The 6,099-nt window shown below is 61.4% G+C and carries 5 protein-coding genes and 1 pseudogene; all 6 read left to right on the top strand.

The window, feature by feature from the left end:
* Positions 1-435: 435 nt before the first annotated feature.
* Positions 436-2,460 carry a conjugal transfer protein TraG gene (locus EN939_RS17450; protein WP_024502848.1) on the top strand — a complete coding sequence of 675 codons (2,025 nt, stop codon included), beginning with the start codon at positions 436-438 and terminating at the stop codon, positions 2,458-2,460.
* Positions 2,461-2,576: 116 nt separating this feature from the next.
* Positions 2,577-2,990 (top strand): CopG family transcriptional regulator, encoded by a 414-nt coding sequence (locus tag EN939_RS17445; protein ID WP_024502849.1) that lies wholly within the window; start codon positions 2,577-2,579, stop codon positions 2,988-2,990.
* Complete coding sequence (gene trbB, locus EN939_RS17440) at positions 2,987-3,955, top strand: P-type conjugative transfer ATPase TrbB (protein ID WP_024502850.1); 969 nt, start codon at positions 2,987-2,989, stop codon at positions 3,953-3,955. The genes EN939_RS17445 and trbB overlap by 4 nt, the downstream gene beginning before the upstream one ends.
* 12 nt (positions 3,956-3,967) lie before the next feature.
* A complete protein-coding gene (locus tag EN939_RS17435; protein ID WP_024502851.1) occupies positions 3,968-4,276 on the top strand; it encodes a TrbC/VirB2 family protein in 309 nt (102 codons plus the stop codon).
* Positions 4,276-4,548 carry a VirB3 family type IV secretion system protein gene (locus EN939_RS17430; RefSeq protein WP_024502852.1) on the top strand — a complete coding sequence of 91 codons (273 nt, stop codon included), beginning with the start codon at positions 4,276-4,278 and terminating at the stop codon, positions 4,546-4,548. The genes EN939_RS17435 and EN939_RS17430 overlap by 1 nt, the downstream gene beginning before the upstream one ends.
* Positions 4,542-6,099 (top strand): annotated as a pseudogene (locus EN939_RS17425) (conjugal transfer protein TrbE); the annotation flags it as partial. The gene EN939_RS17430 and the pseudogene EN939_RS17425, both read left to right, overlap by 7 nt.

The raw sequence follows: 6,099 nt of genomic DNA, 5'->3' as shown, positions 1-6,099 counted from the left end.
AGCCTGCCTCCCCACCAATGATGGCGTTCGAGCCAGGGGAACTGCGGCAGCTGTTGGAGGATGAACCCGCTTCCCCACCGATGATGGCGTTCGAGCCAGGGGAACTGCGGCAACTGTTAAATGAGCCTGCCTCCACTTGGGCACAAATCAATTCGACCCCACATGCGCGAGCGGACGGTGTTCATCAGCCAGCCCAGGCGCCCCTGGCTCCCTGAACGCAGAAGATAACTTTGCGGAGGAGCGATCACGCAACTGTCGTCGGCGCCGGGCCTCAGGGTGAATGGAGAGGATGGTGTCGCGTGAAGGCGCAACACGCGTGCTGACCGACCTGCATACGTAGGAAGTCGTTCATTGCTCCCAAATCGTATGTGAGGAACATTCCTGTCCCGGCTGCGCCGCGCGATGCTAGGTCGCGTTGTTCAGCGGGTCAAGCCGATGACACCTACGAAGCTACTGATCGGGCAGATCGCCGTTGTGTGCGCAATTGTCATTATCGGCGTATGGACGGCAACCCAATGGTGCGCTCAAATGCTGACCTACCAGACGCCTCTCGGCGCACCATGGTTTCTCTTCGCCGGCTGGCCAATCTACAAGCCGTGGAAGCTGTTTGAATGGTGGTTCCACTTCGATGCTTATGCGCCGGAGGTCTTCGACAAAGCCGGTACGCTTGCAGGCGCCAGCGGATTCCTGGGCTGTGCCGCCGCAATCGCAGGCTCGCTTTTGCGCGCGCGACAGCGCGGGTCGGTTACGACCTATGGGTCTTCACGGTGGGCCACGACTCATGAGGTCGAGACGGCAGGGTTGTTACGGCCGGCGGGCGTTTTCCTCGGTAGGCTGAACGATCGCTATCTGCGCCATGACGGCCCGGAGCACGTCATGGCATTTGCGCCGACGCGTTCGGGCAAGGGCGTGGGGCTGGTTGTTCCAACGCTACTTTCCTGGACCGGGTCTGCCATCATTCATGATATAAAAGGCGAAAATTGGCAGTTGACCTCCGGCTGGCGGTCGAAATTCTCGTACTGCCTTCTGTTCAATCCGACCGACCCGAGATCGGCACGCTACAACCCGCTGCTGGAGGTGCGCAAAGGCCCAGATGAGATCCGGGACGTTCAAAACATCGCCGACATCCTCGTCGATCCCGAGGGCGCGCTGGAGCGACGGAACCACTGGGAGAAGACCAGCCATTCACTTCTAGTTGGCGCCATTTTGCACGTGCTCTACGCTGAAGAGGACAAGACGCTTGCCCGCGTCGCCACCTTCCTGTCGGACCCGCAACGCTCGTTTGCCGCAACGCTACGGCGGATGATGACGACAAACCATCTCGGGACGGGGCATAACCCTCAGGTCCATCCCGTAGTGGCCTCGGCGGCCCGCGAACTCCTGAACAAGTCGGAAAACGAGCGCTCAGGCGTCCTCTCGACCGCCATGTCCTTTCTCGGGCTTTATCGTGATCCAACGGTCGCGGCGGCCACTTCGTCCTGCGACTGGCGCATCGCTGACCTAGTGGATGGAGAGCGACCGCTGTCGCTCTATCTGGTCGTGCCGCCTTCGGATATCTCGCGCACCAAGCCTTTGGTGCGACTGATCTTGAACCAGATCGGCAGGCGGTTGACGGAGCGTCTGGAGGGGGACCCGAAGAAGAGCCGTAAGCATCAGCTGCTCATGATGCTGGACGAGTTTCCGGCGCTCGGTCGCCTCGACTTCTTCGAAACGGCGCTCGCCTTCATGGCAGGTTATGGCATTCGCTCCTATCTGATCGCACAATCTTTGAACCAGGTTTCAAAGGCCTATGGCGAGAACAATGCTATTCTCGACAATTGCCACGTGCGAATTGCCTTTTCCTCCAATGACGAACGCACGGCCAAGCGCATCTCGGATGCCCTCGGCACCGCAACCGAACTTAGGTCGATGCGCAACTATGCGGGCCATCGGCTTGCGCCCTGGCTTTCACATGTCATGGTGAGCCGCCAGGAAACCGCGCGCCCGCTCCTGACGCCAGGCGAGGTGATGCAATTGCCGCCGTCAGACGAATTGGTCCTGGTTTCTGGGTTGCCGCCGATCCGCGCCAAGAAGCTGCGCTATTATCAGGATCAGAATTTCACAGATCGGGTGCTGCCTGCGCCGGTGCTGCACGACGGACCCTATGCGGACTGCCCTGCATCACGCCCGGACGGCTGGACTGGACAAGTGTGCAGCGTCGATAGCCGACTTGCTGCGGACGAGGAAAGCGCCGACGCGCCAGTTGAAGACGAGGGAGGCGTTCAGCAGCAACGCCATCCAAGCCTGCCCGAAGAAGACGTTGTTGTCTCTCAAGAGCCCGATCAGGCCGATCTGTACAAGCCCGCAGACGATGACAGCGAAGCGCTCGCGGACAAGCGTGTCATGGATCGGATTTCCACTGCGGCCCGCGCCTACGGTATCAACGAGGGCAGGGGCGACGATGTCATTCCCGGCTTCTGAAGTCCGCTGAGTTGCAGAGCGCACCTCAGCGTAGATAACGGCCATAAGCAATTTTGAGCGTCTGGCCGATGCTTCTCCCGTCGCCGGCGCAACGCCGGGCCGTCGGAACGAGCCGCATGAAGCCGCACCGCATTCGCCATCAGTTTCTGCTTGAGCCGGAGCTCAGCGAGAAACTGGACAACCTCAGTCGCGATCCGTCAACGACCAAATCAGCGATCGTGGCGAAGGCGATCGAGGCGTTCATCGAGCGGCGTGGCGAGAGCGAGTTCGATCGGCGCTACGGCGTAAGGCTTGACCGGCTCTCCCGCGATCTTGCCCACGTCAGGCGCGATTCCGAGGTGATCCTGGAGAGCCTGGCGCTCTTCATCCGCTTTTCGATCACCCTTCACGCCCACACGCCGGTCCCGGATCGATCAACGCAGGCTATTGCCCAAGAGCGTTTCGAGAAATTCGTTGAGAAGGTCGGCCGCCAGATCGCTTCCGGCAAAAAGTCGCTTAGCAAAGACAATGGTGGGGGAGGGGAAGGATGAGCTCTCATCCCGAGGCCGACCACCGGCGGCGTGTCATGCTGCGCACCGCCATGGGTCCGGCAATCACCGAAGCCCTGGCCGATCCGTCCGTCATCGAGGTGATGGTCAATCCCGACGGCGCGCTGCGACTCGACCGGTTAGGCGAAGGTCGGGTCGATACCGACGTTCACATGCACCCGTCCGAGGCAGAACGTATCATCCGCCTGGTTGCTTCGCACGTGCGCGCCGAGGCGCACGCCGACAACCCGATCGTCAGTGCCGAATTGCCGTCTGGCGAACGCTTCGAAGGCCTGCTGCCACCTGTGGTGTTGGCGCCATGTTTTGCCATCCGCAAGCCCGCCGCGAAAGTCTACACCCTGGCCGACTATGTTGCCGAACGCATCATGCTGCCGCTGCAGGCCGATGCGCTGAAAAAGGCCGTCCGCGAGCGGCGCAACATGCTGATCGCCGGCGGCACTTCCTCGGGGAAGACAACACTCGCCAACGCTCTGCTGGCTGAAGTCGCCGAATGCGACGATCGGGTGATCCTGATCGAGGACACACGCGAACTGCAGTGCGCGGCCAGGGACTGCGTTGCCCTGAGAACAAGGCGGGGCTCGGTCACCCTTGCCGATCTCGTGCGCTCGACGCTGAGGCTCAGGCCGGACCGCATCATCGTGGGCGAGGTGAGGGGCGCGGAAGCGCTCGACATGCTGAAGGCATGGAACACCGGGCACCCAGGCGGCATCGCTACCGTACACGCCAATTCCGCGCGCTCGGCTCTCTATCGCATTGAGCAACTCGCCCAGGAAGCCGTGGTCACCGTTCCCCGCCGGCTCATCGCTGAGGCGATAGATCTGATCGTCTTCATAGCGGGACGCGGCTCGTCGCGCCACATCGACGCAATCGCCGAGGTCACCGGTCTCGACGGCAGCGGCGATTACGCCGTTGCCCCGCTCACGCTTTCGCAACTCCAGCAGCTTTGAAAGGCCTTCCTCATGCGCAAGAAGCTTCGCTTTCTTTCGTCCACAGCGCTCGCGTTTCTTATCACGGCCCCGGTTTATGCCGCCGGCTCAGGCATGCCGTGGGAGCAGCCGCTGCAGCAGATCCTGGAGTCCGTCCAGGGACCGGTCGCCAAGATCGTTGCGGTCATCATCATTATCACCACCGGCCTGACGCTTGCCTTCGGCGACACCGCCGGTGGTTTTCGGCGCCTGATTCAGATCGTCTTCGGTCTGTCGATCGCCTTCGCGGCATCGAGCTTCTTCCTCTCCTTCTTCTCCTTCGGTGGTGGGGCGCTCGTCTGATGGCCGCCGGGGAGCAGCATATCGAGGGCTTCGCAGTACCGGTCCACCGGGCGCTGACCGAGCCGATCCTGCTCGGCGGGGCTCCGCGCGCGGTGGCGATCCTCAACGGTACAGTGGCCGCGGCCATTGGCTTCGGCTTGCAGCAATGGATTGCTGGTCTGGTGCTTTGGATCGCAGGCCACTCGTTAGCGGTGTTTGCCGCAAGACGCGATCCGGACTTCGCCAGCGTGCTTGTGCGCCACCTACGTCTGAAGGGGTGGCTTGCATGCTGAACCTTTCGGAATATCGAAGCAAAGCCGACCGGCTTGCCGACCATCTACCCTGGGCTGCCTTGGTTGCGTCCGGCATCGTGCTCAACAAGGACGGCAGCTTTCAGCGGACGTTGCGGTTCCGCGGCCCGGATCTCGAAAGTGCGACGGAGGCTGAACTCGTCGGCATTTGCGCCCGGGCGAACAATGCTCTCAGACGCCTTGGCTCTGGCTGGGCATTGTTCTTTGAGGCCGAGCGCACAGAAGCGCTGGGCTATCCGAACTCGCATTTTCCTGACGCCGCGTCGTGGCTGGTCGACGAAGAACGCCGCGCTGCTTTCGAGGGGAAGGTAGCGCACTACGAGAGCCGCTATCATCTGACCTTGGTGTTTATGCCACCGCCGGACGCCCAGGCGCGCGCAGAAAGCACGCTCGTCGACTCTCATTATTCCCGAGGAGAAAGAGACTGGCGCCAGGATCTGGCGAGGTTCCGTGACGAGACCAACCGCGTGCTCGATCTCTTCTCGGGTTTCATGTCCGAAGTACGCGTCCTCGATGATGCTCAGACGTTGACCTACCTCCACGGCACGATTTCGCCTCGTCGCCATCCTATCATGGCCCCGGAAACGCCGATATATCTGGATGCAATCCTGGTCGATGCGCCGCTTACCGGTGGCCTGGAGCCGATGCTTGGTGAGCAGCATCTTCGCACACTGACCATCCTCGGCTTTCCGAACCTCACCCGGCCCGGAATCCTCGATACCCTCAATCATCAGGATTTCGCCTATCGCTGGATGACGCGCTTCATTCCGCTCGAGAAAACGGAAGCCACGAAGACGCTGACGCGATTGCGCCGGCAGTGGTTTGCCAAGCGCAAGTCGATCGTGGCAATCCTACGCGAGGTCATTACCAACGAGCCGGTCCCGCTTGTCGATAGCGATGCCGACAACAAGGCGCTCGATGCCGACGAAGCCCTTCAGGCATTGGGCGGTGATCATGTGAGTTTCGGCTATCTCACCACCACCGTGACGGTGTGGGGCGAGGATCGCCAAGCCGCTGCAGAGAAGCTTCGCGCGGTCGAGCGCATCATCAATGGGCTCGGCTTCACCACGATCCGAGAAGGCGTCAATGCGGTCGAGGCTTGGCTCGGCTCATTGCCTGGCCATGTCTACGCTAACGTTCGCCAACCGCTCGTTCATACATTGAATCTTGCCCATCTCATGCCGCTGTCGTCGGTTTGGGCCGGTCCTGCGACAAACGAGCATCTCGCGAAAGTCACCCAAACCGAAGCGCCACCGCTTTTCGTTGCCGAGACCAGTGGGTCGACACCGTTTCGGCTTTCCACCCACGTCGAAGATGTCGGCCACATGCTGGTTGTTGGTCCGACCGGCGCCGGCAAGTCGGTTCTGCTTGCTCTGATTGCTCTGCAGTTCAGGCGCTACGCCGGCGCCCAGGTTTATGTCTTCGACAAAGGCAATTCGGCCCGTGCTGCAACACTTGCCATGGGTGGAGAACACCACGCGCTAGGAGCGGACGGTTCCCTTGCCTTTCAGCCACTGCGCAGCATCAACGACC

Origin of the sequence: Mesorhizobium sp. M7A.F.Ca.CA.002.05.1.1, from assembly GCF_003998335.1 — a bacterium.
In the GTDB taxonomy this organism is placed as follows: domain Bacteria; phylum Pseudomonadota; class Alphaproteobacteria; order Rhizobiales; family Rhizobiaceae; genus Mesorhizobium.
This window is presented reverse-complemented; position numbering and strand designations above follow the sequence as displayed.

What these genes read in the sequence shown, in the direction of transcription:
- trbB (WP_024502850.1), top strand. Translation starts at nt 2,987, where the DNA reads ATGAGCTCTCATCCCGAGGCCGACCACCGGCGGCGTGTCATGCTGCGC.
- EN939_RS17450 (WP_024502848.1), top strand. Translation starts at nt 436, where the DNA reads ATGACACCTACGAAGCTACTGATCGGGCAGATCGCCGTTGTGTGCGCA.
- EN939_RS17430 (WP_024502852.1), top strand. Translation starts at nt 4,276, where the DNA reads ATGGCCGCCGGGGAGCAGCATATCGAGGGCTTCGCAGTACCGGTCCAC.
- EN939_RS17445 (WP_024502849.1), top strand. Translation starts at nt 2,577, where the DNA reads ATGAAGCCGCACCGCATTCGCCATCAGTTTCTGCTTGAGCCGGAGCTC.
- EN939_RS17435 (WP_024502851.1), top strand. Translation starts at nt 3,968, where the DNA reads ATGCGCAAGAAGCTTCGCTTTCTTTCGTCCACAGCGCTCGCGTTTCTT.